This is a genomic window from Bradyrhizobium roseum (assembly GCF_030413175.1).
GTDB lineage: Bacteria > Pseudomonadota > Alphaproteobacteria > Rhizobiales > Xanthobacteraceae > Bradyrhizobium > Bradyrhizobium roseum.
The window spans coordinates 1,438,790-1,462,512 of the sequence record NZ_CP129212.1; the positions used below are offsets into that span (position 1 = coordinate 1,438,790).

At 64.3% G+C, this 23,723-nt stretch carries 23 protein-coding genes; 17 read left to right on the forward strand and 6 right to left on the reverse strand.

Going from position 1 to position 23,723, the window contains the following annotated elements; translation table 11 throughout:
* The first annotated feature begins 19 nt into the window (after window positions 1-19).
* The 5 genes from QUH67_RS06750 to QUH67_RS06770 are packed head-to-tail and all read left to right on the forward strand — an operon-like array spanning window position 20 to window position 4,815.
* Window positions 20-1,147 (forward strand): cupin domain-containing protein, encoded by a 1,128-nt coding sequence (locus tag QUH67_RS06750; RefSeq protein ID WP_300945900.1) that lies wholly within the window; start codon window positions 20-22, stop codon window positions 1,145-1,147.
* Between the two features lie 10 nt (window positions 1,148-1,157).
* Complete coding sequence (locus QUH67_RS06755) at window positions 1,158-2,069, forward strand: fumarylacetoacetate hydrolase family protein (RefSeq protein WP_300945901.1); 912 nt, start codon at window positions 1,158-1,160, stop codon at window positions 2,067-2,069.
* A 9-nt stretch (window positions 2,070-2,078) separates the two neighbouring features.
* On the forward strand, window positions 2,079-2,717 hold the full coding sequence (locus tag QUH67_RS06760; RefSeq protein WP_300945902.1) for a flavin reductase family protein: 639 nt from the start codon (window positions 2,079-2,081) through the stop codon (window positions 2,715-2,717).
* Between the two features lie 32 nt (window positions 2,718-2,749).
* Window positions 2,750-3,841: an NAD/NADP-dependent octopine/nopaline dehydrogenase family protein gene (locus tag QUH67_RS06765; protein WP_300945903.1), complete on the forward strand. Its 1,092-nt coding sequence runs from the start codon at window positions 2,750-2,752 to the stop codon at window positions 3,839-3,841.
* Window positions 3,838-4,815, forward strand: coding sequence for a 3-hydroxybutyryl-CoA dehydrogenase (locus QUH67_RS06770; protein ID WP_300945904.1), 978 nt, complete (start codon window positions 3,838-3,840; stop codon window positions 4,813-4,815). Before QUH67_RS06765 ends, QUH67_RS06770 begins: the two co-directional genes overlap by 4 nt.
* Before the next feature lie 22 nt (window positions 4,816-4,837).
* Here QUH67_RS06770 and QUH67_RS06775 read toward each other — a convergent pair whose 3' ends face one another.
* The 4 genes from QUH67_RS06775 to QUH67_RS06790 are packed head-to-tail and all read right to left on the reverse strand — an operon-like array spanning window position 4,838 to window position 9,544.
* On the reverse strand, window positions 4,838-5,551 hold the full coding sequence (locus QUH67_RS06775; protein ID WP_300945905.1) for an ABC transporter ATP-binding protein: 714 nt from the start codon (window positions 5,549-5,551) through the stop codon (window positions 4,838-4,840).
* Window positions 5,548-7,317 carry a branched-chain amino acid ABC transporter ATP-binding protein/permease gene (locus QUH67_RS06780; RefSeq protein WP_300945906.1) on the reverse strand — a complete coding sequence of 590 codons (1,770 nt, stop codon included), beginning with the start codon at window positions 7,315-7,317 and terminating at the stop codon, window positions 5,548-5,550. Before QUH67_RS06780 ends, QUH67_RS06775 begins: the two co-directional genes overlap by 4 nt.
* Window positions 7,314-8,357: a branched-chain amino acid ABC transporter permease gene (locus QUH67_RS06785; RefSeq protein ID WP_300945907.1), complete on the reverse strand. Its 1,044-nt coding sequence runs from the start codon at window positions 8,355-8,357 to the stop codon at window positions 7,314-7,316. Before QUH67_RS06785 ends, QUH67_RS06780 begins: the two co-directional genes overlap by 4 nt.
* 38 nt (window positions 8,358-8,395) lie before the next feature.
* The gene (locus QUH67_RS06790) at window positions 8,396-9,544 is read right to left on the reverse strand and encodes an ABC transporter substrate-binding protein (protein ID WP_300945908.1); all 1,149 of its coding nucleotides are present in this window, start codon (window positions 9,542-9,544) and stop codon (window positions 8,396-8,398) included.
* Here QUH67_RS06790 and QUH67_RS06795 point away from each other — a divergent pair.
* The 7 genes from QUH67_RS06795 (at window position 9,537) to QUH67_RS06825 (ending at window position 16,696) form a co-directional block, all read left to right on the forward strand.
* Window positions 9,537-10,520: an alpha/beta fold hydrolase gene (locus tag QUH67_RS06795; protein ID WP_300945910.1), complete on the forward strand. Its 984-nt coding sequence runs from the start codon at window positions 9,537-9,539 to the stop codon at window positions 10,518-10,520. The two genes, QUH67_RS06790 and QUH67_RS06795, sit on opposite strands and share 8 nt — an antisense overlap.
* A gap of 490 nt (window positions 10,521-11,010) precedes the next feature.
* On the forward strand, window positions 11,011-11,811 hold the full coding sequence (locus tag QUH67_RS06800) for an aspartate/glutamate racemase family protein (RefSeq protein WP_300945911.1): 801 nt from the start codon (window positions 11,011-11,013) through the stop codon (window positions 11,809-11,811).
* A gap of 10 nt (window positions 11,812-11,821) precedes the next feature.
* Window positions 11,822-12,250: an organic hydroperoxide resistance protein gene (locus QUH67_RS06805; protein ID WP_320416124.1), complete on the forward strand. Its 429-nt coding sequence runs from the start codon at window positions 11,822-11,824 to the stop codon at window positions 12,248-12,250.
* A 26-nt stretch (window positions 12,251-12,276) separates the two neighbouring features.
* Window positions 12,277-13,452 (forward strand): thiolase family protein, encoded by a 1,176-nt coding sequence (locus tag QUH67_RS06810; RefSeq protein ID WP_300945912.1) that lies wholly within the window; start codon window positions 12,277-12,279, stop codon window positions 13,450-13,452.
* Window positions 13,452-14,693: an SDR family NAD(P)-dependent oxidoreductase gene (locus QUH67_RS06815; protein WP_300945913.1), complete on the forward strand. Its 1,242-nt coding sequence runs from the start codon at window positions 13,452-13,454 to the stop codon at window positions 14,691-14,693. The genes QUH67_RS06810 and QUH67_RS06815 overlap by 1 nt, the downstream gene beginning before the upstream one ends.
* Before the next feature lie 29 nt (window positions 14,694-14,722).
* Window positions 14,723-15,508: a cyclase family protein gene (locus QUH67_RS06820; protein WP_300945915.1), complete on the forward strand. Its 786-nt coding sequence runs from the start codon at window positions 14,723-14,725 to the stop codon at window positions 15,506-15,508.
* 30 nt (window positions 15,509-15,538) lie between these two features.
* The gene (locus QUH67_RS06825) at window positions 15,539-16,696 is read left to right on the forward strand and encodes an ABC transporter substrate-binding protein (RefSeq protein ID WP_300945916.1); all 1,158 of its coding nucleotides are present in this window, start codon (window positions 15,539-15,541) and stop codon (window positions 16,694-16,696) included.
* Window positions 16,697-16,708: 12 nt separating this feature from the next.
* Here QUH67_RS06825 and QUH67_RS06830 read toward each other — a convergent pair whose 3' ends face one another.
* On the reverse strand, window positions 16,709-18,328 hold the full coding sequence (locus QUH67_RS06830) for an AMP-binding protein (protein WP_300945917.1): 1,620 nt from the start codon (window positions 18,326-18,328) through the stop codon (window positions 16,709-16,711).
* A 286-nt stretch (window positions 18,329-18,614) separates the two neighbouring features.
* On the opposite strand from QUH67_RS06830, the gene QUH67_RS06835 reads away from it, so the two are divergent.
* From QUH67_RS06835 to QUH67_RS06850, 4 genes are all read left to right on the forward strand, one after another.
* Complete coding sequence (locus QUH67_RS06835; protein WP_300945918.1) at window positions 18,615-18,869, forward strand: DUF3551 domain-containing protein; 255 nt, start codon at window positions 18,615-18,617, stop codon at window positions 18,867-18,869.
* A gap of 97 nt (window positions 18,870-18,966) precedes the next feature.
* Complete coding sequence (pgm, locus tag QUH67_RS06840; RefSeq protein WP_300945919.1) at window positions 18,967-20,607, forward strand: phosphoglucomutase (alpha-D-glucose-1,6-bisphosphate-dependent); 1,641 nt, start codon at window positions 18,967-18,969, stop codon at window positions 20,605-20,607.
* Between the two features lie 231 nt (window positions 20,608-20,838).
* On the forward strand, window positions 20,839-21,159 hold the full coding sequence (locus QUH67_RS06845; RefSeq protein ID WP_300945920.1) for a hypothetical protein: 321 nt from the start codon (window positions 20,839-20,841) through the stop codon (window positions 21,157-21,159).
* A gap of 57 nt (window positions 21,160-21,216) precedes the next feature.
* Window positions 21,217-21,666 carry a helix-turn-helix domain-containing protein gene (locus QUH67_RS06850; protein WP_300945922.1) on the forward strand — a complete coding sequence of 150 codons (450 nt, stop codon included), beginning with the start codon at window positions 21,217-21,219 and terminating at the stop codon, window positions 21,664-21,666.
* A 49-nt stretch (window positions 21,667-21,715) separates the two neighbouring features.
* On the opposite strand, the gene QUH67_RS06855 is transcribed toward QUH67_RS06850, so the two are convergent.
* The gene (locus tag QUH67_RS06855) at window positions 21,716-22,270 is read right to left on the reverse strand and encodes a hypothetical protein (RefSeq protein ID WP_300945923.1); all 555 of its coding nucleotides are present in this window, start codon (window positions 22,268-22,270) and stop codon (window positions 21,716-21,718) included.
* An 89-nt stretch (window positions 22,271-22,359) separates the two neighbouring features.
* On the opposite strand from QUH67_RS06855, the gene QUH67_RS06860 reads away from it, so the two are divergent.
* Complete coding sequence (locus QUH67_RS06860) at window positions 22,360-23,691, forward strand: YcaO-like family protein (protein ID WP_300945924.1); 1,332 nt, start codon at window positions 22,360-22,362, stop codon at window positions 23,689-23,691.
* The last annotated feature ends 32 nt before the right edge of the window (window positions 23,692-23,723 follow it).

Below are 23,723 nucleotides of genomic sequence, written 5' to 3' on the forward strand. Positions count from 1 at the left end.
CCAACACACGGAGGGCGCCATGGCAACCAAGGCTCGTGAAAATCACCGCGAAGACGTGGCCGGACGGGCCAATGTCGAGGATACGCCCGAGCTGCTTGCCTATTACGACGAACTTGAAAGACTGGAAGCGGGGGCGCTCTGGACGGTCGCGAACAAGATCGAGCCATGGGCGCCGAAATCATCCTCCGTCCCTGTGTTGTGGCGCTACGAGGACCTCCGCGCCCACGTGCTGCGGTCCGTCGAACTGGTGTCGCCGGAAAAGGCCGGCCGCCGCGTCATCTATCTGAACAATCCCGGCCGGCGTGACTACGCCGCCGCGGTCGGCTGGCTCTATTCCGGCTTGCAGGTCATGCATCCGGGCGAGGTTGCATCCGCCCATGCCCACTCGGCTTCCGCGCTTCGCTTCATCATGGAGGGCGAGGGCGCCTACACGATCGTCGACGGCCACAAGATGACGCTCGGCGCCAACGACTTCGTGCTGACGCCGAACGGCACTTGGCACGAGCACGGCGTCTCCGGCGACGGCACGCCGTGCATCTGGCAGGACGGTCTCGACATTCCCCTGGTCAACACGCTGGAAGCCAATTTCTATGTGGTCCACCCCAATTTGCAGCAGAGCGTCGGCTATCCCGTCGACGACATGACCCACACCTGGGGCAATCCCGGCCTGCGGCCGGCGGGCGCCGAGTGGTCCAAGGGATATTCGCCGCTGCTGAAATATGAGTGGGGGCCGACCTACGAAGCGCTGCAGCGCTACGCCAAGGCCACTGATGGATCGCCGTATGACGGCGTTCTGATGAACTATGTGAACCCGGTGACCGGCGGTCCGGTGATGCAGACGATCGGCGCATCGATGCAGATGCTTCGCCCAGGCGAAAGCACGCGCGCGCATCGCCACACCGGCAGCTTCATCTATCAGGTCGCCAAGGGAAGTGGTCACTCGATCATCGACGGCAAGCGCTTCGACTGGAAGGAGCGCGACATCTTTTGCGTGCCGTCCTGGGCCTGGCATGAGCACGTGAATGCGTCGGCCAGCGAGGACGCCTGCCTGTTCACGTTCAACGACCTGCCGGTCATGCAGGCGCTTGGGCTCTACCGCGAGGAAGCGTTTGGCGACAATGGCGGCCGCCAGCCGCTCGTGGCCTAGGAGAAATTCGGTGCGTCTTGTCACCTATCGCAGCACCATTGAGGCTGCTGCCCGTCTCGGCGCGATTGTCGGCGATCTCGTGGTGGACGTCGAGGAGGCCGGTCAGCATACCGGGGTGCCCCTTCCTTCATCGATGCTCGCGTTCATCGATCTGGGGCCGCCCGCCTTGGCGGCCCTCAGGAAAATTTTGAACGAAGGCAAGGATAACTGGCCGGTAGGCGCCGCACTGCCGCTGGCGAATGTCAGGCTGCTGGCGCCGATACCGCGTCCGCGCAAGAACATATTTGGCATCGGTCTCAACTATGTCGAGCACGTCGCGGAATCGTCGCGGGCGCTGGACACGGCAAAGGACGTGCCGAAACAGCCGATCATCTTCTCAAAACCGCCGACCAGCGTGATCGGGCCGGACGAAGCGATCCAGCACAACAAGAAGATCACGCAGCAGCTTGACTGGGAGGTCGAGCTTGCGGTGGTGATGGGACGGACCGCGCGGCGGGTGTCGGAGGCTGAAGCGCTCGGCTTCGTGTTCGGCTACAGCGTGATGATCGATATCAGCGCCCGGGACAATCGCCGTGCCGGCCAGTGGATCTACTCCAAGGGCCAGGACACTTATGCGCCGTTCGGACCGTGCATCGTCACGGCGGATGAAATCACCGATCCGCACGCGCTTGATCTCTGGCTGACGGTGAACGGCGTGGAGAAGCAGCGCTCCAACACCCGCCATATGCTGTTCAAGGTGCCGCTCCTGATCGCGGACATTTCGGCCGCGATGACGCTGGAGCCGGGCGACATCATCGCGACCGGCACGCCCGAGGGCGTCGGCGCCGGACGCTCTCCGCAGGAGTGGCTGTGGCCGGGCGACGTGGTGGAAGCGGAAGTCACCGGCATCGGCCGGCTGCGCCACCCTGTTGTGGCGATCTGAGAGGCCGGCATGATCTTCGACATGGAGACGCTGGAGGCGCAGAACCGCTACAAGATCCTGACGGCCACGGTGACGCCGCGGCCGATCGCCTGGGTCACCACGATCTCCGCGAGCGGCGTGATCAATGCCGCGCCGTTCAGCTTCTTCAACGTGATGGGGCATGAACCGCCGACCGTCGCGATCGGACTGCTGGCAGGCTCGGAGCGCTTCAAGGATACGGCGGCCAACATCCTCGATACCGGGGAATTCGTCGTGAACCTCGTGGGCGAAGCCAACGCCGAGGCTATGAACATCACCTGCATCGATGCGCCGCCGGAGATCGACGAACTCGAGCTCGCAGGACTGACGCCGGCCGCCTCGCAGGCGGTGCGCCCGCCGCGCATTGCGGAATCGCCAGTGTCGTTCGAGTGCCGGGTGCTCGCGTCGCTAGTGACGGGGCCGCGCCAGACCGCGGTCATCGGCCGTATCGTCCGTGCCCATGTCGATGACGCGGTGATTCTGGACCGGGAGCGTTGTCACATCGATACGCCGGCGCTGCACCTGATCGCTCGTATGCACGGCAGCGGCTGGTATGCGCGCTCCACCGACTTGTTCCAGATCGATCGCCCGAGTTGGGCGGCGTGGCAGGAAAAGAACGTCAAGGCATAATCTGCGTAGCGGGATCTGTAGCGGAGAATAGCTTGAAGATTGCAGTATTGGGTGGGGGCAACGGTTCGTTTGCGGCCGCCGGCGATTTCGCCTTGGCCGGCTACGAAGTCCGGCTGTGGCGGCGAAATGCTGATGATGTCGAGGCCCATCGCGCGCAGGGCGGCGTGATAACGGTCATCGATCGGGCGGGCCAACGGGAAACGAGGCCGGCTAAGATCACGTCGGCGATCGCGGAAGCGATCGATGGCGCCGATCTCATCCTGTGTCCGGCACCGGCGTTTGCCCAGCCGGCCATCGCCGAGCTCGCCGCGCCGCATCTGCGCGACGGCCAGGTGGTGTTCTTGCCGCCCGGCACGTTCGGTTCCTACCTCTTTGCCCGCGCGGCAAGGGACGCGGGCAACCGCGCGGAAATTGCGACCGCCGAAACCGGGACGCTGCCGTGGCTCGCGCGCAAGCGGGGACCTTATGCGGTGCGCATCTCGGGCCGGGGCGCGCGTCTGCCGACCGGCGTGTTTCCGTTGCGTCTCGCCCCTCACGCGCTCGACGTGATCGGGCGCGCTTTTCCGAATGCGATCGAACCCTGTGGCGATGCGCTGTCAGGCGCGCTGATGAATGCGGGCCCGATCATCCATCCGCCGCTGATCACCATGAACGCCGGCCCGATCGAGCATTTTGAGAAGTGGGACATCCACAAGGAAGGCACGCAGCCGGCGATTCGCCGCGTCACGGACGCGCTCGATGCCGAGCGCGTCGCCATCCGCGAGGCGCTTGGTTACGGCGGGCCGCATTTTCCGCTGGCCAACCATTATGCGAAGGACGGCGAACCCTGGATGTATGCGCGCGACGCGCACGACCAGCTCACGGATTCCGGCGACTGGTCCGAACGCCTCGTTCTCCTCGAACATCGCTACATGCTGGAAGATCTGCGGCTCGGCCTGTCGTTCTTCGACTCGGTGGCTACGCTCGTGGGCGTGCAAACGCCGCTCGTCAAGGCGTTCCTCGCGATCGGCTCTGCCATTACCGGACAGGATTTTGCGGTGACGGGCCGGACACTCGCTTCGCTCGGCCTTGGCGATCTCGACCGGGCTGCACTGCAAAACCATCTCGCCGAGGGTTTCCGATGAGGCCGGTGATCGGATGCCTCGGCGCCGGCCGGATGGGCCGCGGGATTGCGGTGGTGTTCGCCTTTGCCGGCCACCAGGTGATCATCGTCGATTTCAAGGAGCGGGAAGCTGCCGCGTTCGAGGCGCTGGCGGCCGAAGCCAGCGCGGAAATCCGTTCGACGCTCGAAATTCTCTCGCGCATCGATCTACTGCCGGCAGAACTTGTGCCCACAATCGCCGAGCGGGTCACGATCGCGCCCCGGCAAAAGGCGGCTGCTGTGTTACCGCGCTGCGACGTGATCTTCGAGGGCGTGCCGGAAATCCTCGGCTTGAAGCAGGCGGCGCTGGCGGAAGCTTCGCAGCTGGCGGGCGAAGGTTCGATCATCGCTTCGACCACGTCGACGATACTCGTCGACGATCTCGCCGGATCGGTCGAGCATCCCGGCCGCTTTCTCAATGCCCACTGGCTCAATCCGGCCTATCTCGTGCCGCTGATCGAATTGTCACCCGGGAAGCTCACCGCGCCGGAGACGACCGCGCGGATGAAGACGCTGCTCGAAGGAATCGGCAAGGTGCCGGTGGTCTGCGCGGCGCGGCCGGGCTTCATCGTTCCCAGGATCCAGTCGCTAGCGATGAACGAGGCCGCCCGTATGGTGGAGGAGGGGGTGGCTTCGGCGGAGGATATCGACAAGGCCGTGATCTACGGTTTTGGGTTCCGCTTCGCGGTGCTCGGCCTGCTCGAGTTCATCGACTGGGGCGGCGGCGATATCCTGCATCACGCCAGCCGCTATCTGGTCGAGGCGCTCGGCGACAGCCGTTACGCCGCGCCCGAGATCATCGCGACCAATATGCGCGAAGGACGCATCGGCATGAAGACCGGGCAGGGTTTCATGAACTATGAGGGCGTCGACCAGGCGGCCTATCGCGAAAAGCGCCTGGCCGCTTTTGCTTCGGCGTTGCGGGCCATGGGTCTCGCGCGCGAACCGGTGGCATGATGCGCGCGCCGCGCGCCTCGCTTCAGTGGCCGCCGAGATAGGCCGCGATCAGTTTCGGGTCGTGGATCAGCGTGTCCGCCGGACCGGACTGGATGATCTCGCCGGTTTCCAGCACGTAGCCGTAATCAGCGGTTTCCAGCGCGGCGCGGGCGTTTTGCTCGACCAGCAGGACCGAGACGCCGAGGCTGCGCAGCGAGGCAATGGTGCGGAAAATTTCGCGGACGATCAGCGGGGCGAGGCCGAGACTGGGTTCATCGAGAACGAGGAGCTTCGGCTTCGCCATCAGCGCGCGGCCGAGCGCCAGCATCTGCCGCTCGCCGCCCGACAGGGTGCCGGCGGCCTGCTTGCTGCGTTCCTTCAGCCGCGGAAAACGGTCGAACACGTCGTCGAGGCTTTTGCGCGTTGTCGAGCGGTCGCGCAGGCTGTAGGTGCCGAGCAGGAGATTGTCGGCCACCGACATGTCGGCGAACAGCTCGCGCTTCTCCGGCACGAGGCACAGGCCGCGTTCGACGCGGCCCTCGACGTCGATCCGCCCCAGGTCTGTGCCTTGAAACAGCATCCGCCCGGTGGACTTTAAAAGGCCGATAGCGGCCATCAGCAAGGTGGTCTTGCCGGCGCCGTTAGGGCCGATCACCGTCACGATCTGGCCCTGCTCGACGGACAGCGAGACGTTGCGCACCGCCTCGACCTTGCCGTAGGCGACCGACACGTTTTCGATGGAGAACATCGCCGTCACGCGACACCTCCGAGGTAGGCTTCCTGGACGCGGGTATCGCTGCGGATCGCCGCCGGTTCGCCCTCGCAGAGCTTTGAGCCGAAATCGAGTACGACGATGCGGTCCACCAGCGACATCACGAACTCCATGTCGTGTTCGACCAGCAGGATGGTCAGGTGATCCGCGCGCAGCGAGCGCAGCAATTCGGCAAGCTTGAGCTTCTCCTGGCGGCGCAGGCCGGCGGCCGGCTCGTCGAGGACGAGCAGCGTCGGATCGGCGGCGAGCGCGCGGGCGATCTCGAGCACGCGCTGATTGCCAAGCGGCAAATTGCCGGCGAGCTCGAACGGCTTGTCGCCGAGTCCGACCCGCTCGAGCTGCCGCAGCGCCTCGTAACGGGCGCTGGCTTCTTCCGCCTGGTTCAGGCGCAGGGCGCCGGCGAGCAGGCCGGTCCTGGTGCGCGCGTAGGTGCCGAGCAACACATTGTCGAGCAGCGTCATCCGCGGGCGCAGCTTGACGTGCTGGAACGTGCGGGAGATTCCGGCGCGGGCGATGTGAAATTGCTGGTCGCGGGTGATCGAGTGTCCCGCGAACGCGATCTCGCCGCTGTTGATGCGCAACGCCCCGGTGAGCAGGTTGAACATCGTGGTCTTGCCGGCACCATTCGGCCCGATCAGCCCGAGAATTTCGCCGGACCTGACCTCGAAGCTGACATTGTTGACGGCGACGAGGCCGCCGAACCGCCGCTGCGCGTCGCTAACCTTGAGCAGGAGCGTGCCGGGCGCCGGCTGCGCGCGGCGCGGCAAGGCGGGCGCTGTCGGCGGGCGGGACTGCTTGAGCTCGGGTAGAAAGCCGGAGAGGAACGGCACGATGCCTTGCCGGGCGCGTTGCAGAAACAGGATGAACAGCGCCGAGAACGCCACGATCTCGAGCTGGCCGGAAGCGCCCTTGGCGATCAGCGGCAGATAATCCTGCACGGAATTCTTCAGCAGCGTGACGATGGCGGCGCCCACCACGCCGCCCAAAATGCTGCCGGCACCGCCGACCATCGCCATCATCAGATATTCGATGCCCATGCTGGCTTCGAACGGGCCAGGACTGACGAAACGGCCAAGATGGGCGTAGAGCCAGCCCGACAGCGAGCCGAGGAACGCGGCGATGACGAAGGTCGTCAGCTTGACCTGAAAGGCGCTGATCCCGAGGCTTTCGACCAGCGTATTGCCGCCGCGCATCGCGCGCATCGCGCGGCCGATGCGGGAGTCGAGGAGGTTGTAGCAGAGCAGTAGCATCGCAACGACGATCGCCCAGATCAGGAAATAGATCTGCCAGCTTTCGACCAGCGCCACCGGGCCGATCGAAATTGGCGGGATGCCGGAGAGGCCGTTGTGGTGACCGAGGCCGTCGATATTGCCGAACAGAAATGCGATTGCCAGTCCCCAGGCAACCGTGCTCAGCGACAGGAAGTGGCCCTGCAGGCGCAGCGTGACGAAGCCAAGGATCCCGGCGATGCCGCAGGTCAGGACCACGGCCAGCACCAGCCCGAGCCACGGCGAGTAGCCGTTGACGGCCGTGGTCCATGCCGTCGCGTAGGCCGCAATGCCGACAAAGGCCGCCTGACCGAACGATACGATGCCGCCGACCCCGGTCAGCAGCGCCAGCCCGATCGCCGCCAGCGAGTAGATCCCAATATAGTTCAGCAGCGTGATACTGAACGGATTGAGCACAAAGGGAGCGGCGACGAGGCAGGCGATCGCCGCGGCAATGACGAGACGGATCTGCTGCTGCGTCATTCCTCGACTTCCTCTTCGGAATGCTGCGAGGCGAGCGAGCGCCAGAGCAGGATGGGGATCAGCAGCGAGAACACGATGACGTCCTTCAACGTGCTGCTCTGGAACGAAGCAAAGCTCTCGATGATGCCGACGCCGAACGCACCGAGTGCAGCACCTGGATAGCTGGCCAGCCCGCCGATGATGGCGCCGACAAAGGCCTTCAGCCCGAGCAGGAATCCGGAATCGTAGAAGATGGTGTTCACCGGCGCGATCAGGATGCCGGAGACGCCCGCCATCAGCGATCCCAACAGGTAGGCGATGGTGCCGGCGCGGGCGGGGCGGATCCCCATCAGGCGGGCGCCGGTGCGGTTCAGCGCGGTGGCGCGCAGCGCCTTGCCGATCAGCGTGAAATCGAAAAACAGGAACAGCAGGCCGCTGAACACCAGCGCCGCGGTCAGGATCAGCACCGTCTGTCCGGAAACGTGAACGCCGGCAATTTCCATCGCCATCGAGGTCAGCGGTTCGGTGCGCACGCCTTCAGGGCCGAAGAACAGCAGGCCCAATCCGACCAGCGCAAAATGCAGCGCGACCGAAACCGTCAGCAGCAGGAGAACCGAGGCATCCGCGATCGGACGGAACACGATCCGGTCGAGCAGCGGCGCGATCGGCATGATCAGGAGCAGCGCCAGCACGATCCGCACCGGCATCGGCGGATTGAAGCGCATCGTCAGCCAGACGATTCCGACGACGATCAAGGGCAGCACGAGATAGCCGAGGAGGGCCTTCGGCACGGCGCGAAACTCGCCGGCGCGCGCCAGCGAGACAACTTCCATCGCGCAGGCCATGCAGGCCAGCACGACGACCAGCCCGACCGTTCCGGGGAGCTGCTTTGCGTCGAGCGCCGCCAGCGTGAGCGCCGTGAATGCTGCGATGTCGCCGAACGGAATGAATATCACCCGCGTCACGGTGAAGATCAGCACGGTGCCGATCGCCACCAGGGCGTAGACCGCCCCGGTGGCTATGCCGTCGATGGCGAGGATCGCTGCGATATCTGCCGTCATCCCGTCGGCCGCCCTTCCGTGCTACACGTCGTTTCCGCTCAGGGTTCGTAAGTCCAGGCGCCGTTGACGAGGCGGACGATCACCAACGCGCGCTCGTCCACGCCGTAATAAGCGCCGGGCTTGAAGTTGTAGACCGCATGCACGCCCGAGAGCTCCTTGGTGCTCAGGATTTCGTCGCGCATGGCCTTGCGGAATTCGACTGTGCCGGGCTTTGCGGTCTTCAGCGCACGCTCCGCGGCGGAGGTGAATATCCGCCAACCGTCGAAGGAATAAGCGGAGAAGCCGTCGGTGGTCGGGACATTGTTGGCCTTCTGGAAGGCGGCGCGGAATTCGAGTGCGAGTTTTTTGGCGAAGTGGCTGTCGGGAAGCTGTTCGGCGACGATCACCGGCCCGGCCGAGACCTGGATGCCTTCGGCCGCCTTGCCGCCGACGCGCACGAAATCCGGATTGACCAGAGCGACCGTACCATAGGTCTTGCCCTTGTAGCCGCGTTCAACAAGCGCGAGCAGCGGCAGCGCCCCTTGCGTGCCCGATCCGCCGATCAGCACGGCGTCCGGACGTACCGCGAGAACCTTCAGGATCTGCCCGGTGACCGACGTGTCGACCCGCGCATAACGCTCGTTGGTGAGAATCTTGATGCCGTCATCGGTTTCGGCGGCCTTGGCGCCGTTGTAGACGAGATCGCCCCAGGCATCGGAGAAGCCGATATAGCCGATGTTCTTCATCGCATCGCGCTTCATGCGGTCGGCGACGATCTTGACCAGCAGCGCGGCGGGCTGCGGAACAGAGATGGCCCATTGATCGGACGGGTTTGGCTGCCCGGATAGCGGGGATACCGCGATCATCGGCACCTTCAACTCGGTCGCGACACCCATCATCGCGATCGTGGACGGGGTAGTCGCGGTGCCGATCAGGAGGTCGACCTTTTCTTCCTCGATCAGCTTGCGCGCGTTGCGGGTGGCGGCGGAGGGATCGGAGCCGTCGTCGAGCTGTATCAGGCGGATCTTTTCGCCGTTGACCTCGCTCTTGTATTCCATCGCGGCCTGGATGCCGCGTCCGTACGGAATGCCGATCGAGGAGCCGGGCCCGCTGAGCGAGGTCACGAACCCGACCGTGATATCGGCCTGTGCGGTTGAGGCGGCGACAAGGCCGCCGATAAGGGCAGTCAAACTCAACATCTTGCGCATTGCATTCCCCTTGGTTGAAAACAGCCGCGATTTGAGCGAGATGTCAGCACGGATCGAGGTCGTACCAGCACGACCGATGCTGCAATTGCCGCCGGAAGCCGCCGCGGGTCTGGTCCCCGCGACCGCATGGAGTCTTGAGATGAGCGTTACCAGCACCGGTTCTGGCATCGAGCGCCGCTTTGTTGCGACGCCTCTTGGGCGTATCCATACCGCCATGGCGGGAAGCGGCTTTCCCATTCTTCTGCTGCATCAGACACCGCGCTCGTGGGACGAATACCGCGACGTGCTGCCGCTGCTCGGCCGCGATTTCCGCGCCATCGCGATGGACACACTGGGCTTCGGAGATTCCGACGCTCCCGCCGGCACTCCTTCGATCGAAGTGTGGGCGGAAGGCGCGTTCGCGCTGCTCGATGCGCTGGAAGCGCCGCGCGCCGCGATCGTCGGCCATCACACCGGTGCGGCGATTGCGGTTGAAATGGCCGCAGCGATGCCCGCGCGCATCGACGCGCTGGTGCTCTCGGCTTGTCCGTTCGTCGATGCGGAGCGGCGAGCCAGACACCACGGCATGCGTGTTATTGACGATGTGGAGCCACGGACCGACGGCACGCATCTCACTGAGCTGTGGGCGCGGCGGCAGCCGTTCTATCCTGCCCACGATATCGACCTGCTGCAGCGTTTCATGATTGACGCATTGCGGGCTGGCGAGATGGCCGCAGAAGGCCACCGGGTGGTGAATCGCTATCGGATGGAGGACCGTCTGGGACGCATCAAGTGTCCCACGCTGGTCATTGCTCCGACAGGCGATCCGCACGTTCATCCGGTGGCTCCGAAGGTCGCAGGAGCCATCGGGGGCAGCATCTTGCGCGAACTCTCAGGAGGCATGGTGCCGCTCCCCGACCAGATGCCGGAGGAATTCGCCAGCATGGTTCGCGAGTTTGTTTCCGCTCAGGTGACGAGGGCCGGAAGCGGCTCCTGAAACAGCGCGATCGATCGCGGCAAAGGCGACCCCGCTCGCGCCGCCCGCCGTCCCGAGGTCGATGATCCCAGACACGATTGAAGAGCCTTTATCAACGCAACGATCAAGACGGCCGCGCATCCACACGGCGTCCACTCCCCGTCAATTGTTTAAAGCCTAAAGTATTTCTCAGACGCAGGTCAATACGCGAGATCGGCGCGGCGCAGAAAAGTTCGCGGCGGCGCGAGCGACTGCAAGAGATGAATTCGCTTGTGCAAAAGGGTGAGGCGCTGTCTGCCTGTCGTTTCGGCAACACGGCCTCGGCGTACGCAGCGCGCGCCCGCGTGCCGTTCAATTGACGTCAAAATTGTTTTGTGGTTGAAATATTTCAGTCGACAGGATGGCGTCACGCTTCGACGCGCCTTCGCAACGCTAGCCGTGCGTGTCGTCACTCTCCGTGACTGCGGGGCGCAAGGCCCGGCGCGGTTCGCCTGTGAAACAGGATATTGCTGTGCGCATCTTCTGGCAGAGCTTCGTCGACCAAGCCACCAGCGCGCCCTACATGGCGCAGCTTGCTGAATACCTGAACGAGATCGCGGCGCCCGGCACCAGCGTCCATGTCGAGGGCATCACGCCCGCCGACCGCGACTTCGGCCGCTTGAGCGAATTTCGTTGCGCGATCCAGGCGGTCGACAACGGGCTCGCGGCGCAGGAGAATGGTTTTGACGCCTATGTCATGGGCCACTTCCAGGATCCGGGACTGTATGAACTGCGCTCGGCGCTGACGATTCCGGTGATCGGAACGGGTGAGGCCACGCTGCTGGCGGCGTCGCAGCTCGGGCGGCGGCTCGGCCTCGTCACGCTCGATGCGGCCTTCGAGGTCTGGCATTACGAGCAGGCCGATCGCTACGGGCTTTCCGGCCGCGTGGTGCATGTCACCGGGATGGGTTGCCGGCCGGAGGATTTCAGCGCGGCATTTGCCGGCGACTCCGCAGCGAAGGCCCGCATGCTGACCGACTTCACGGCCTGCGCGCAGCCGCTGCTCGATCGTGGCGCCGATGTCATCATCCCCGCCGGTGTGCTGCCGGGTCTCCTGGTCGCGAGCGAGCACGGCTTCAAGGTCGGTCATGCGCCGGTGGTGAACTGCGCGGCGGTGGCGCTGAAGAGCGCGGAGATGTGGGTGCAGTTGCGGCGCCTGAACGGCACCGAGCCAAGCCGGGGTCCGAGTTTTGCGCTGGCCAATAATCGCGCCCGCCAGGATTTCCGCGCCGCGCTGACGCGCACGCAGGCCGATAAACTAAAGAACTCCTGAAGGACGAGACATGCTGCAGCCGGACAAGATTTTGTATGAGGCCGAGGTAACGGCGACCGGGGGGCGCGACGGCAAGGCCGCGAGCGACGATGGGATGCTGTCGGTGTCGCTGTCGCTGCCGAAATCGCTCGGCGGGCCGGGCGGACCGGGGACCAATCCGGAGCAGCTGTTTGCCGCTGGCTATGCCGCATGCTTTCTCGGCGCGGTAAAGCTGGTAGCGCGTACCCGCAAGATCACGCCGTCGGCGGAGCCGAGCGTCACTGCCAAGGTCGGCATGGGCCCTGTCCCGGTCGGCTACGCGCTCACGGTTGAACTCAAGGTGCTGCTGCCGGGGCTGGAAAAATCCGTCGCCGAGGAAGTCGTTGCCGGCGCCCATGAACGCTGCCCTTATTCCAATGCGACGCGTGGCAATATCGACGTCAAATTGACCGTGCTTTGAACGGCTCACAGGAACCCGCCAGTCCGATGCAGAGCGCCGTCCGAAAACCTTATGATCGGGTCGTGATGGCGGTGCCGGTGACGATTCCCTATGTGCGCTATTCGATCGAGAGCGCGCCGTGGTGGATCGGCCGCGCGTTGAAGGCGCTGGTCGATGGCGCGGGAATCACCCCACGCGATATTGACGGGTTCTGCGTTTCGAGTTTCACGGCGGGGCTCGACAGCGGGGTCGGGCTCACCCAGCATTTCGGCCTGTGCGTGCGGTGGGTCGACACCATTCCGCTCGGCGGCGCGAGCGCAATCGCCGCGTTGCGCCGTGCCGCGCGGGCGGTGCAGGCGGGCGATGCCAGCATCGTGGCCTGCGTTGCCGGCGATACCAACCATGTCGATTCGTTCCGCGCCACGCTGGAGAACTTTTCGCGCTTCAACCAGGATGCCGTCTATCCCTACGGCGCCGGCGGGGCCAATGCGAGCTTTGCGCTGATCGCGCGCAACTACATGCGGACGTTCGGCGCGCGGCGCGAGGATTTCGGCCGGATCGCGGTGGCCCAGCGCAGCAACGCGTTGCGCAATCCCCACGCTCTGATGAAGTCGCCATTGAGCCTCGAGCAATATATGTCGGCGCGGCCGATTGCCGATCCGATCCATTTGTTCGACTGCGTGATGCCGTGCGCGGGCGCGGAGGCATTTCTGGTGATGGGGGAGGACGTCGCCGCATCGCTGAAACTGCCTGCCGTGAAGATTCTCTCGACGATCGAGCGCCACAATGCGTTTGGCGCCGATCCGGTCCAGGTGCGGGGCGGATGGGCTGCTGATATCGACGAGCTTTACGCGATGGCCGGCGTCAGGCCCGATGACATCGACTTCGTGCAGACCTACGACGACTATCCCGTCATTTCGATGATGCAGTTCGAGGATCTCGGGTTCTGCCGCAAGGGCGAGGGGCCGGACTTCGTGCGGCAGCATGATCTCACGATCGACGGCACGTTTCCGCACAACACCTCCGGCGGGCAGCTCTCGGTCGGGCAGGCGGGCGCGGGCGGTGCCTATCTCGGCGTGGTCGAGGCGATGCGGCAGGTGCTCGGGCAGGCCGGTCCGACGCAGGTACGGGACGCGCGGATCGGGTTGGCGTCGGGTTTTGGAATGATCAACTATGATCGCGGTCTCGCTTCGGGCGCGGCGATCCTTGCGGGATCGGGCTGATGGTCGAACCGATCGTAAAACCGCGTCGGAAGAACCCGCTGTCGCGCACGCGGCTGCCGACGTCGCCGCCGCGCGCGCGCAGCCGCGCCGCGCACGGCTTTACGCTGGCCGCCGCCGAAGGCCGCTTCATGCTGCAGCGCTGCGGCGCGTGCGGGACCTTCTGCTATCCGGCGCGGGACGCGTGCCCGGCGTGCCTGTCCGCCGATCTCGTCTTCGCCGACGCGCCGCGGCGCGGCACGCTGCTGTCCGAAACCACGCTGCGCGTTCCGGCGGACGTGCACTTCCGCGAGCGGGCGCCATGGCGTGTCGGACTTGTCGCGATGGAATGCGGCCCCAGGCTGGTGACGCACCTGCATGCCGATTGCGAAGAAGGCAAGCCGGTCCTGATGTCGTTTCAACTGGACAAAAGCGGGCAGGCGGTGGCCTTCGCGCATCCCGAACGGGAGACCCCCAACATGGCAGACGACAGGCAGTGGCGTGAGATGACGGCCGACCCGAAATTCCGGCGTGTTCTGGTGACGAACGGGCGGAGCATCGTCGGTCAGGAAGTCGTCGCCGCGCTCAAGGCGGCCGGCGCGTCGATCGTGTTCGTCGGCGTCGCCGAACCGTGGAAGCCGTTCCCCGGCGAGGATGCGCTGCGGGCGATGGAGGGGGTCGAGATCGTGCCGCTCGATATCGGCGACGAGAAGTCGGTTGCCGATCTGGCGGCCGATATCGGCGGCAAGGTCGATATCCTGGTCAATACCACCGAACATGTCCGCGCCGGCGGGCTGCTCGACCGGCAGGGCACCAGTGTCGTGCGTGACGAGATCGATCAGAGCTACCTCGGCTTCGTGCATCTGGCGCAGGCATTCGGTCCGGCGATGCGGATGCGTGGCGCCGATGGCGTCAACAGTGCGGCGGCCTGGGTCAATCTTCTGTCGGTCTATGCGCTGGCGAACTGGCCGGTGTTCGGCGCCTATTCTGCGTCGCAGGCGGCTTGCCTGTCGCTGTCGCATTGCCTGCGGGCGGAGCTCCGCCCTGGCGGCATCAAGGTGGTGAACGTGTTCACGGGGCCGCTCGAAATCGAGTGGTTCCAGACCGTGCCGCCGCCGAAGGTCGCGCCGCGCACGGTTGCGTCGTCGATCGTCTCGGCGCTCAAACGCGGACTGGAAGACGTGTTCGTCGGCGATGTCGCCGAGGACATTCGCCGGCGCCTGGCGGCCAATCCAAAGGCCGTCGAACGTGAGCTTGGGGCGTAGGCGGGTTTGTTGAGAACGGGAGAAGCGCAATGGATAGCCATGGTCTCATGCAATTTGCCGGCGCGGTCGCATCCGGCGCGGTGCGCGTCGTCGACCTGACATTCACGCTCAGCCCGGACTTTCCTGTCATCGTGCTGCCGCCGGAATTCGGCCAGGCCGCGCCGGTGCGTATCCAGCAGATTTCGCGCTATGACGGGAGCGGTCCCGCCTGGTACTGGAACAATCTGACCTTCGGCGAGCACACCGGCACGCATTTCGACGCGCCGATTCACTGGTTTACCGGCAAGGATCTGCCGAACAATTCGGTCGACACGCTTCCGGTGCGCGACATGATCGCGCCGGCCTGCGTGATCGATTGTTCGGCGCAGGCCGCAAAGGACGCGGACTTCCTGTTGACGATCCCGGTCGTTGAGGCCTGGGAAAAAAGCCACGGGCGGATTCCGGAGCGGCATTGGGTGCTGCTGCGCACCGACTGGTCGAAGAAGGGCTGGCGCGACTACGCCAATCTGAAGGACGACGGCGCGCACACGCCCGGTCCGGATGCCGCCGTGATGCGCTGGCTCGTCGAGGAACGCGGCGTCATCGGCTTCGGCACCGAGACCATCGGCACCGACGCCGGCCAGGCCGGTCATCTCGATCCGCCCTATCCGGCGCATCATTTCCTGCATGGCAGCGGACGTTACGGCCTGCAATGCCTGTGCAATCTCGACCAGCTGCCGCCGACCGGCGCGGTGATCGTGGCTGCGCCGCTCAAGATCCAGAACGGCTCCGGCAGTCCATTACGCGTTCTTGCGCTGGTGCCGGGGCAGGGTTGAGCTCCTTCTCCCACATCGAGTGACATCATCATGAAAAACAAAAAGACCTTGTTGGTCGGCGTCGCGCTCCTGCTTGGCACGGTTGTTTCGGCGCGTGCAGAAATCCTCGTCGGTTTCGTCACCGGCCTGAGCGGGCCAGTGTCCTCGATCGGCGTACCGAACGCCAAGGGACTGGCGGCGGGACAGGCCTATGTCGGCGAGATCGACGGCGAAAAGGTCCGCGTCATCCAGCTCGACGACGGTTCGGACCCGGCGGCGTCGACGCGCAATGCGCGCAAGCTGGTTGAGCAGGAAAAGGTCGACTTGCTGATCGGCACGTCAGGCGCACCACAGACGCTGGCGATGGCCACCGCGGCGATTGAAATGAAGGTGCCGATGGTGGCGGTCTCGCCGATCGCCCCGGTCCCGCCTGGAGAGGGCGGGCCATGGGTGGTGCAGACGCCGCAGCCGACGCCGCTGCTCGTGCAGGGCATCGTCGACCATATGAAGGGGCGCAACGTGAAAACGGTAGCCTTCATCGGCTTTTCCGACGCGTTCGGCGACCTGATGTACAATTCGTTGCTGCAGGCGGCCGAGAAGGCCGAGATCAAGGTGATCGCGAACGAACGCTATGCCCGTTCCGACACTTCGGTCACCGCGCAGGTGCTGCGTGCGATTTCGGCGCGGCCCGATGCGATCATGCTCGGCGGCACCGGGACACCCGGCGCGCTGCCCGTGATCGCGCTTGCCGAGCGCAGCTACAAGGGACCGCTCTATGGCAATCACGGCATGATCAGCGCCGACTTTTTGCGGCTCGCCGGCAAGTCAGCCGAGGGCATCATCTGTCCGACCGGGCCGGTCACGGCGGCCGAGCAGCTTCCCGAAAGCAATCCGATCCGTAAAGTGGCCCTCGCATTCCGTGCGGCTTATGAGAAGGCCAACGGCGAGGCGCCGGCCGATGCATTTTCGCCTTATGCCTTTGATGGCTGGCTGGTGTTCATGGATGCCGCCAAACGCGCCAAGGCGACAGGCGCCGCGCCCGGTACGCCTGCCTTCCGCAACGCGCTGCGCGAAGCACTGTTCACCACCAAAGAGGTCGTCGGCACGCATGGCGTCTATACCTACACGCCGGCGGATCGTCACGGCGTCGACGGCCGCGCGCGGATCATGGTCCAGATCGAGAACGGGAAATACAAGCTGTTGCCGTAAGCATGATTGCGCTCAGGCGTGGCGCAGCTTCGCTTTCAACGCGCGGGTGTCGATCGCACGATGGGCGCTGACGGCTTCCGCCGCCAGCGTTTTGATCTCTCCGCGCGCGAGCTTGCGCGTCGATGACAGCGGCAGTTCGCCGACGAAGGCGACGTAACCTGGCACCTTGTGATAGGCGAGACGTTCGGCGCAGATCTTGACGATCGATGCGGCGAACCCGTCCGCGTCGTCTACCTTTTCAGTCGGCACGATGAACGCAAAAACCTCCTCGCCGCGGATATCGTCAGGAACGGGCGTCACCGCGCAGCCGCCGATACGGCTGTCCATGTACAGCGCGCTTTCGACTTCGAGCACGCCGATATTCTCGCCGCTGCGCCGTACGATGGTCTTCTTGCGGTCGAAGAAATACATCAGTCCGTCATCGTCTGCGAAGACCAGATCCCCGGTATGGAACCAGCCGCCCTGCCACGCTGCTTCGGTGGCTTCCTCGTCTTTCAGATAGCCGCTGAAGAAACCCGCGCGCGCGTCGTCGCCTTTGGCGCGAACCAGCAATTCGCCGGGTTTCCCGGGCGGGACGTCGGCGCCGTGATCGTCGACCAGGCGATACTCCATGCCGTCGTGCGGCCGGCCGACGCAGCGCGCGCCAAAGCCTGCCGGTTCGCGCGCCGTGGTGGTGGCCGCCGCGCCGCCGGTCTCGGTCATCGCCCAGGCCTCGACGATCGGGATGCGGTAGCGTTCCTCGAAGGTGGCGCGGTGACGAACATCGACGCCGGGCGCGAAAGCGAAGCGCACGAGATGCTGCCGTTCGACCTCGGTCACGGGAAGCTGAAGCAGGATCGCCGGGATGACGCCGAGACAATGCACGACGGTCGCGCCGCTATCGACCACGCACTGCCACCAGCGGTTGGCGTGAAAACGATCCAGCGGCACCACGGCGCCGCCGAGCGCCATCATGCCGACCGCGCTGCAGCCGAGCGCGTTCATGTGAAACATCGGCAGCGGCGTCAGGTTGACCTCACGGTCCGGCAGCAGTTCGGCCACGCCGCCCTGCGCCAGATACCAGTCTGCGACCTGCAGGAAATAGCGGTTCGACAGCATGCAGCCCTTCGGCTTGCCGGTGCTGCCCGAGGTGAACAGCAGGGCGCACTCGCTGTTGAACTCGGCATCCTGGGCCACGACGTCCGACTGGCACGGCGGGATGCGGCTGTCGGTATCGATCAGGCGGGTGCGCCCGAGCGTGGCGCCCTTCGTCACCCGTATGCGATCCGGTGCGGAGACCAGCAGGTCGGCCTGCGACAGTTCAAGCTGGAACGACAATTCGTCGGGCCGGACGTCGGGGTTGATCGGGACGATCGAAACCCCAAGCGCATTGAGCGCCAGCCAGTGCAGAAAAAACACCGGGCGATTGTCGAGCAGCAAGGCGACCCGCGCTCCGCGCCCGTAGCCGGCAGAAGCATACTCGGCACGCAGCCGGTCAATTTCGGTCTTGAACGCGCCATACTCGATCCGAAATCCTTCTGGCGCGTAGGCCAATTCCGCGCTGGCGGGCGCCAGCAGGAATGGCCCATCCGGTCGCCTCGCGGCCGCAGCCGCAAAAGCATCGAATGGCGATCGGTACGTATCGAAGCTCATTTCGGACATCGCTCCTGCTCGTCGGCTGCAGCAACCGTATGGCCTTGCAGCGGCATTCATGAATATTTTAAGCCTAAACCATCTTGCGGGCCAAGGGTGATCTGACGGGGTGATCCGACGGGAGCGGCCTGGCGAGGCCCGGGGCGCTGCGGCAGCGAGGTATCGTCGCTGGTCGGGTCCCAGCGACTGCCTTATTCGAGCTGGCCGATATCCGTATCGCTTCCTATCTGTTGGTCGACGGGGATCAATTTCTCCGCCGTTTGACGTGTCCTGAAGGAGCCTCCTGATGCGCCTGTTGACCTGCGCCATCCTGGCGATTGCAACGGTGCTGGTCGCCGGACCTGCGCGCGCCCAGACTTACGACCCGAGCTACCCGGTTTGCCTGCAGACCTACGGCATTGACGGTGGCTACATCGACTGCAGCTTTACGTCGCTGGCACAGTGCGCTGCGTCCGCATCGGGCCGTTCGGCGCAATGCCTGACCAACCCCTATTTTGCGCAAGGCGCGAGGAAACTGCGGCGGCAGCGCGGCGTTTACTAGACGCCGTCCGATCGGCCGCCTGCGAAGGCGGCGCCCCATTTTGCTCATGCGGCGGCTTTTACGTATAATCCGGTAAACCACCATTCCGTGAGGTCATGTGACTGCCCCCAATCCCGCTGCCGGTAAGCCGGTCGATCCCGCCTCGCTCATCAACGTGCCGCAGCTGGTAACGGCCTATTTCGCGTCGAAGCCCGATCCGTCCGATCCCGCCCAGCGCGTCGCCTTCGGGACCTCGGGCCACCGTGGGACGTCGCTGAAGAACTCGTTCAACGAAAACCACATCCTGGCGACGACGCAGGCCATTTGCGACCACCGCCGCGAAACCGGTCTGACCGGCCCGCTGTTCGTCGGCATCGATACCCATGCGCTGGCCGAACCGGCGCTGGCGAGCGCGGTGGAGGTGTTCGCCGCCAACGGCGTCGACATCATGATCGACGAGCGCGGCGGCTACACGCCGACCCCCGTCATTTCGCATGCGATCCTGAGCTATAACAAGGCGCGGACCAGCGGACATGCGGACGGCGTCGTCATCACGCCATCGCACAATCCGCCCGAGGACGGCGGATATAAATACAACCCGACGCATGGCGGCCCGGCCGACACCGACGTGACGGCCAAGGTCGAGAAGGCCGCCAACGCCTATATGCAGGCCGATATGAAGGGCGTCGCGCGGCTTGCTTACGAACGCGCCCGCAAGGCCTCCACGACGCATCTGCACGACTACATCCGTCCCTATGTCGCCGATATCGGAAATGTCGTCGATATGGCGCTGATCAAGTCATCTGGCGTGAAAATCGGGATCGATCCACTGGGCGGCGCTGCCGTTCACTACTGGCAGCCGTTGATCGAGCACTACGGAATCAATGCGACCGTCGTGAACACCGCGGTCGACCCCACGTTCCGTTTCATGACGGCAGATTGGGATGGTAAGATTCGGATGGATTGTTCGTCGCCGTTCGCGATGGCGAGCCTGATTGCGATGCGCGATCGTTTTGACGTCGCCTTTGCCAACGATACCGACGCCGACCGGCACGGCATCGTGACGCGGACCGGCGGCTTGATGAATCCGAATCATTTTCTTGCCGCTGCCATCGCCTATCTGTTCGAGCACCGGCCGCAATGGGGCAGTGAGGCCGCGATTGGAAAGACCATCGTCTCCAGCTCGATCATCGACCGCGTCGCGGCCAAGCTGAACCGCAAGCTGGTCGAAACGCCGGTCGGCTTCAAGTGGTTCGTCGACGGTCTTGGCACCGGCACGTTCGGTTTTGCCGGCGAGGAAAGTGCCGGCGCGTCGTTTCTCAAGCGTGACGGGACGGTCTGGACGACCGACAAGGACGGGGTGGTGATGGGACTGCTTGCCGCCGAAATCCTCGGCCGCACCGGCCGCGACCCGAGTCAGTTGTTCGCGACGCTGACGGACGAACTCGGCGTGCCCCATTACGAGCGTATAGACGTCCCGGCGACGCCGAAGCAGAAGAATGCGCTGAAGGCGCTCGGGCCGGAGCAACTCGATCTGCGCCAGCTCGCCGGCGAACCGGTCACAGCGATCCGGACCAAGGCTCCGGGTAACGATCAATCCTTCGGCGGCGTCAAGGTCGAGACAAACGCGGGATGGTTCGCTGCGCGACCGTCAGGCACTGAAGACGTTTACAAGATCTATGCCGAGAGTTTCCGCGACCAAAATCATCTGAAGGCAATTCAACAGGACGCCCAGCGCGCGATCGCAAAAGCCTTCTGATTCGCAAAGCCGGGCGGCGCGCTTAGACGAAAGTCTGCTGCGGCCATACCAGATTGTGTCAATTCGGTACATTCCGGCCGAACGGTGGTGTAATTGAGCCTGGGACGCCACCGGATTTGCGATCACGCTGAAATCACGAAGCTCCACGCAGTGTTGAGCGGGAGTTAGCTGTCAGAAGCTGCCCGAGATCGGGCGGCTTGTAGGCTATCGGCGAGGTTACCGGGGGAAGAAATGAGTGCGGAATCGGTCGTCTACTATCTAAATCGCGTGCCTGAAAGCGATCCAAATGACCAAACCGAATGGCTTTTGACGGCGTTGGGGCAGTACACCGGCGCCGAACTCCGCGAACTGCTCTATGTCGCGGAAGAGCCGGGATTTTTTGAGTTGATGCGCGGGCTGTTTGCGCTTTCGGACGAGAGCCGTGCCGTTCTGCTGCAATTCCTTGAAACCGGCCGTCCGGCTACGATGAAAGCCGCAGTCGATTCGAATGGCCGATTAACGATCGAACACGCTGAGTCACGCGTAGGAATGCTTCCTGTGATCGTAAATTAGCGCTCTCGTCTTCTTGAGGTTGTGGTAGAGTTCCCACTCGAACAGTGGGAGCCGCCTATGGCGACGATGAAGTCTGGCGCGCTGGATCAGATGGTGGGTGCCCGGATTCGCATGTTGCGGGTCCACAGCGGCATCACCCAGACCGCACTGGCGGCGCGAATCGGCGTTACTTTTCAACAAGTGGCAAAATACGAGCAGGGTGATGGCCGGGTTGGCGCCAGCATGCTAGCGCGGATCGCCTCTCTGCTGGATGTATCGGTCGGCGAGTTTTTCGAATTTTCCCGCCCCGGACTACCCGTCTCCAGATTGTCGGTTTTTCCGCACGCCGAGCCGAGAGCCCGGCAGGTTCCCAAGACTTATCCCCGAATGGCCAATCCGCAGCTGCGCGCGCGCATCGTGGAACTGGCCGAAACTGTCGTCGACCAAGGGGCCGCGACCAAGTCCGCGGATGCGCCTCTCAATACTGTAGATCTCAGCAAGCGTCGCAAATTTCCCTCACGGGGATAGTTGTTGTTGGGCAGCAATCTCATATTGCCACGCCATTCTGTGGGAGGCTTCAGCCGGTTGCGCGAATCGCAAGCCGTTCCGGCAGCCTGCTGCCGGGAATGAACTCTCCGATCCAGTCGCGGCGCGTCGCTTCGATGTGCCAGGACATTGCCTCGGCCGAGTAAGGGGCCGGGTCGGGAATGTCTTTGCGGATCTCCTTGCCGTCGAGCCAGCCGCAACTGTGGGAGTAGCGCGCCTTGCAGACGAGATGGATATCGCCGCGGTCCTGCATCAACACATAGCCATCGGCCGGAAAAAATGTTCCGGCAAGCTCGATCGCGCCCGGCATTTGGCGGACCAGCAGGAACGTGCTGGTGGACTGCGATTCCGACTCGGAAACCAGAACGCCCACCAGGCTATGGATCGGCGAAATCGCCTGCGGCGCAATCAGTGCGGGTGGTTCGGTGATCGGTCCGGCGGTCGCGATCGACAGGTATTCGCCCTCCGGTCCCCAGCGGCAGGCGATCAGCCATTCGCGGCTATGACTGCGAATCAAGGTCGGCTTGGCATAGTCTGAGCGGGCGAAATCCGCTGCCATGGCTATGACGAAGGCTTTCGCGAGCATAAGTTCCTCCAAGGCGAGAGCGTGCTGGCCTCTCGCGTCGACTATGCGCGTCGAGTCGTGAGGTCACCGTGAGCGGCGGCGAAAGTTCGATGCAGGAATTGTTTGCACGTGCGGCGTCGTTGCTTCTCGGCAAAGACGCCGGCGATCACGATGCCCGACGGGTTTTACAGGCGCTGGAATACGGCCCGGAAATGGGCGGCCGGGACGATGGGGAAACCGCCAATCGCGCCCATCTACTCATGGCAGCCTCCCGATTCGCACGCGTGTTCGAACTGACTTCACCCGACGCGCCCGGACTGTTCAGCTTTGGTGCGCAGTTTGATCCGGCGCTCGCCGATCCCATGCATCACGGCAGCCCGATTGTTGGCGTCTCCGGCGTCGGTCTGACGTTGCAGGAAGCATTTCAGGGCTGTATCGGCGAAGGAATCGAATATCTGTCTCAATTGCAGGTCGCGACCGACCTGTTGTTCAAGCCCGGAGCCAACGAATGGGCCTCAAGACTCGGTCCGAAGGCCCTGAAAGTCGTCAGCGTGCTATCGGAACACTGCATGCAAGCGGAGCGAGAGCTCTCCTGGTGTCGTGCCACGAGACCGATCGACGATGGCGAGGTGTGGCTTCCGGCCGACATGTGCCTGCGGCGGCCGCCCGTGCAGCGCGATTTCGCGCCGCCATTTCCGTTGAGCATCGGATCGGCTGCCGGCCCGTCGCGCGATGCGGCGGCGTTGCATGGCCTGCTGGAATTGATCGAGCGCGATGCCACGAGCCTGTGGTGGCGAGGCGGTCAACTCGCCCGATCGATTCCGACGCAGCATCAAGCCAGCGGCGTGGCGAAAGAATTGTTGCGGCAGCTCCGGCATGGCGCATCGGAGGAGCGACGAACATGGCTGCTCGATATCACAACGGATATCGGCGTGCCCTGCGTCGTGGCCGTTTCGTGCCGTGCGGACGGTGCCGGTTTTGCTTTCGGCCTCGCCGCGCGGCCGGCGCTCGAAGCCGCAGTCCGCTCCGCGATTCTGGAAATGTGCCAGCTCGAACTGGCTGATGCCGTCGTCGTGGCCAAGCGGAACGAGCGCGGCGATGACGCGCTCAACGCTCAGGACCGCATCCATCTGCAGCGCTCGGCGATCGACGCGGATCAGTGCAGATTGTTGCAGCCGATTGCGGAGCACGCGTTCCATCTTCCTGTTCGCGCAACTGAAACGCGCGACATGTTTGGATTGATCGTGCAGCGTTTGCACGAACTGCAAATCGAGACATTCTGTATAGATCTGACGCGCCGACGCTTCGCCATTCCAGTGATTCGCGTGATCGCGCCGGGCCTGCAGCTCGAGCCATCCAAAATCGTCACGCCAAGGCTGCAGGATATGATTGCGCGAACAGGCGGCGGCGCAACCTATACCAGGGGCATCGCTTTGATATAGACTGGCCCGAATTAACCAACCGGTTCCGGAAA